The organism is Terriglobales bacterium, assembly GCA_035624475.1.
In the GTDB taxonomy this organism is placed as follows: domain Bacteria; phylum Acidobacteriota; class Terriglobia; order Terriglobales; family Acidobacteriaceae; genus DASPRL01.
In genome coordinates, this window is record DASPRL010000182.1 from 1 (window position 1) to 3,832 (window position 3,832).

4 protein-coding genes are annotated in these 3,832 nt (G+C 68.0%); all 4 read right to left on the bottom strand.

The genetic code is table 11. The features are described from left to right. Positions 1–241: hypothetical protein (locus VEG08_07620; GenBank protein HXZ27855.1), on the bottom strand; the 241-nt coding region annotated here is incomplete at its 3' end. Between the two features lie 127 nt (positions 242–368). Beyond that, positions 369–914: a hypothetical protein gene (locus tag VEG08_07625; GenBank protein ID HXZ27856.1), complete on the bottom strand. Its 546-nt coding sequence runs from the start codon at positions 912–914 to the stop codon at positions 369–371. Positions 915–1,115: 201 nt separating this feature from the next. Next, a complete protein-coding gene (locus tag VEG08_07630) occupies positions 1,116–2,366 on the bottom strand; it encodes a PLP-dependent aminotransferase family protein (GenBank protein ID HXZ27857.1) in 1,251 nt (416 codons plus the stop codon). A gap of 127 nt (positions 2,367–2,493) precedes the next feature. Continuing rightward, the coding region (locus tag VEG08_07635) for an amidase (GenBank protein HXZ27858.1) at positions 2,494–3,832 on the bottom strand (1,339 nt) is incomplete at its 5' end.

Here is a 3,832-nt window from a genome sequence, read left to right on the forward strand (position 1 = left end):
AGAAGGGGCAACCCACGCGGGCGGCGGTGCGGACCTGCACGATGGCGCGCCAGCGCCGCGGCACCTTCGCCTTCTCGCCCAGCAGCCACTCGGTGAGGATGTTCACCCAGAAGACGCGCGGCACCCGCGCCTGCACCTTCATCGGGGTGAGGTCCTTGCCCACCAGCTTGCGCACCTTGCGCATCACCTGGCGGATGAAGAAGGGAGCGTGCTTCGGTTCGATACCCTCTACGCGTGCCATAGTTCAACTGATTCTGGTGAGGGCCGCGAGGTCGCAGGAAAGACATTTTCTAGTTCCTGAAAAGAAAGGCCCGGGCGAGGAGCTCGGGCCTTCTTTGTTTCGTCCGCACCTGGGCGGCGGCGGTGGCCTACTGCAAGTTGATGGTCAGCACTTTCGTGGCTGTACTGTTTTGCGGGCTCGAAGACCAGTTGGTGCCGGTGCAGGTGAGCTTGACTTTGTTCCCCAGAGGAAGCCCCTTTTGGCTGGGGCTACCGAGCACCGTGCAGCTGATCGGGGTCTTGAGCTCGGTCAGCAGCGGCAGGCTGGTGAGGACCTGGCTATTGGGGTCCCCCGAGAGCACTTGTGTTGCGGAAGCCGGCAGCCCTTCAATCGCGAAGGAGCCGCTAAAAATCGCGCCACCGCTGAGTGTGCAGGAATCAGACGTCCCCGAGTAGTTCAGGGAAATCGACCGGACGCCGTCGGGGTCGTTGACGGTGCACATGGCGTCGAGCGTGTTTGTGGACTCGATATTGAGAGATGCGGTAGACGCCGCTGCATACTGCCCATCCGCGCCCCGCACTTTGATCTCTACCGTCGGCGGGGTGGCGTCGTTAGGGTTGATTGTCGTCTTCTGGCATCCGATGCCAAGTGCGGACACCAGAAGGGTGGCGGAAGCGATCATGATCGTCTTCAACCTCATAGGTCTCCTCGTAGGTGTTTGGGTTTGGGGATTTCCCCAAGGACACAACCAATCAGCACCCACCAACAGACCCGGGAAGCCGGGGAATCATATATCAGTTAGGGTGCACCCGCGGTACTTCCGCCACGCGAGACTTGAGATCCGGTGAAAGAAAGGCCCGGGCCGGGAACCCGGGCCTTCTGGTATTCGTCCGCGCTAGGCGGCGGTGGGGACGGGGAGGGGACCCGCCATCTGGCGGCGGAGGGCGACGCCCAAGCGCCGGATGCCCTCGCGGATCTGCTCCGGCTGGCAATAGGAGAAGTTCAGACGCAGGTGGCGCAGGCCCTTCTCGGGCTCGGCGAAGAAGGAGCCGCCGGGCACGAAGGCGACGTTCTCCTTGAGCGCGGCCTCCAGCAGGCGCGGCGCGTCCATGCCCTCGGGCAGCGTGACCCACAGGAAGAGCCCGCCGTTGGGCCGCGTCCAGCTCACGCTGGCGGGGAAGAACTCCTCCAGCGCGGCCAGCATGACGTCGCGGCGCTCGCGGTAGACCTGGCGGATGGTGCGCACGTGCTGGTCGAGGAAGCCCTCCTGCACCACCTCGTAGGCCACCGCCTGGGCGAAGCTGGAGGTGTGCAGGTCGGAGCCCTGCTTGAGCTGCACCAGCTTGGCGATGACCTCGGGCGGGGCCACGATCCAGCCCAGGCGCAGGCCCGGCGCCAGCGTCTTGGAGAAGGTCGAGAGATAGATGACGTTGCCCAGGCGATAGCCGTCGTCGCGGAGCTGGTTGTCGCGGTCGAGCACCAGCAGCGAGGGCAGGTGCTCGCCCTCGAAGCGGAGCTGGCCGTAGGGGTCGTCCTCGATGAGGGGAATGCCGTACTTGTCGGCCAGGCCCACCAGCTCGACGCGGCGCTCGCGCGAGAGCGTGACCCCGCTGGGATTCTGGAAGTTGGGGAGGATATACATGAACTTGGGGCCGGAGCGCAGGGCCTCTTCCAGCAGGTCGGTGCGCAGGCCGTCGTGGTCGGTGGGCACGGAGACGTACTCGGCGCCGTAGGTGTTGAAGGCCTGCAGCGCGCCCAGGTAGGAGGGCGCTTCCACCAGCAGGCGGTCGCCGGCATTGATGAGCAGCTTGCCGATCAGGTCGAGGGCCTGCTGCGAGCCCGAGGTGATGAGCACGTTGTCGGGCGCGGCCACGATGCCGTAGCGGGCCATCTGGGCGGCGATCCACTGGCGCAGGGGCGGGTAGCCCTCGGTGGCGCCGTACTGCAGGGCGGCGGGGCCGTGCTCCGCCAGCACGCGGCGGCAGGCTTCCTGAAAACGCTCGATGGGGAAGAGCTCGGCGGCGGGCAGGCCCCCGGCGAAGGAGATCACCTCGGGGCGCTGGGTCAGCTTGAGCAGTTCGCGGATGGCCGAGCTGGTGGCGGCCTTGGCGCGCCGGGCGTAGCGGTGGGACCAGGGCGTGGACATGCGTCTTCCCTCCTGCGGCCGCGGGCGGCGGCCGGGAGCATTCGGCTCCACCTCTATCCTCAGGCCGGGGACGGGCGGCGGGCAGTGCTGCCGCTCACAGCCCCGTGTGACGAGAAGCCGGCCGCGGCTAGCTCTGGGCGGGGGGCGGGGCGACTCCCGGTACCAGCTTGGGATGGCGCAGGTGCCACTCGGTGGCCTGCTCGAAGGCGCGGGCCACGGCGCAGGCCTGAGCCTCGCCGAACAGGTTCCCCAGGAAGGTCAGGCTGGTGGGGGTACCGTCCGAGCGGAAGCCGTTGGGCAGGATCACCGCCGGGTGGCCGGTGAGGTTGGTGACCAGCAACTGGTTGGAGAAGGTGGGAGTGACGATGACGTCCACCTTCCGAAAGAGCGCGGCCATCTGCTCCATGGCCAGGGTGCGGGCACGGCTGGCCTGGATGTACTCCACCGCGGGGATAAGGCGGGCGGTGCGGAAGGTGTTGGGCCAGTCGTCCTTGGTCTGGGAGGTCAGCAGGTTGTCGCGGCCGCTGCGGGTGAGCTGGTCGAAGGCGGCGGCGGATTCGGCCACCAGCATGGTGAGCATGTCGCCGTAGGGCAACTTGGGCAATTCCACCGGGATGAGCTTGAGGCCGAGCTTGCTGCGCAGCACGTCGAGCGAGGCGTCGTCGATCTTCTTGGACTCTAGGCGGCGCGCCTTGTCTTCGGGCTTGGCGTCCTCCGGTGGCTCGCGGTCGAAGTCGGCCTTCAGGTAGCCGATGCGCAGGCTCTTGAGGTCGAGGGTGGCGTCCCAGTTGAAGGGAAGGTCGTGGACGGTGCGGTCTTTGCCGTCGGGGCCGGTGATGGCGGCCAGCACCAGGGCGCTGTCCTCGACGCTGCGGCAGAGGGGCCCGAGCTTGTCCATGCTCCAGGAGAGGGCCATGGCGCCGCTGCGGGGCACGCGCCCGAAGGTGGGCCGCAGGCCGGTGGCGCCGCAGCGGGTGGAGGGCGAGGAGATGGAGCCCAGGGTCTCGGAGCCGATGGAGAAAGCCACGCAGCCGGCCACGGTGGCGGAGGCGGGCCCGGCGGAGGAGCCGCTGGAGCCCTGGTCGGTCTTCCAGGGATTGCGGGTCATGCCGTAGAACCACTTGTCGCCCAGGGCCAGCGCGCCCAGGGTGAGCTTGGCCACCAGCACGGCGCCGGCGGCGTCCAGGCGCTCGACCACGGTGGCGTCCTGGTCGATGTACTGGTCCTCGAAGCCGGCGGCGCCCCAGGTGGTGCGATAGCCCTTGGTGGCCAGCAGGTCCTTGGCCCCCCAGGGCAGCCCGTGCAGCGCGCCGCGATACTTGCCGCGGGCCAGGTCGCGATCGGCCTCCTTGGCCTGGGCCAGCGCGCGCTCCTCGGTGAGCGTGACCGCGAACAGCAGCAGCGGGTCGAAGCGCTTCAGCCGCTCCAGGTACATCTGGGTGAGGGCGAGGGAGGAGACCCTGCGG

Coding starts and splice junctions, on each gene's coding strand:
- VEG08_07630 (HXZ27857.1), bottom strand. CDS start 2,366: ATGTCCACGCCCTGGTCCCACCGCTACGCCCGGCGCGCCAAGGCCGCC.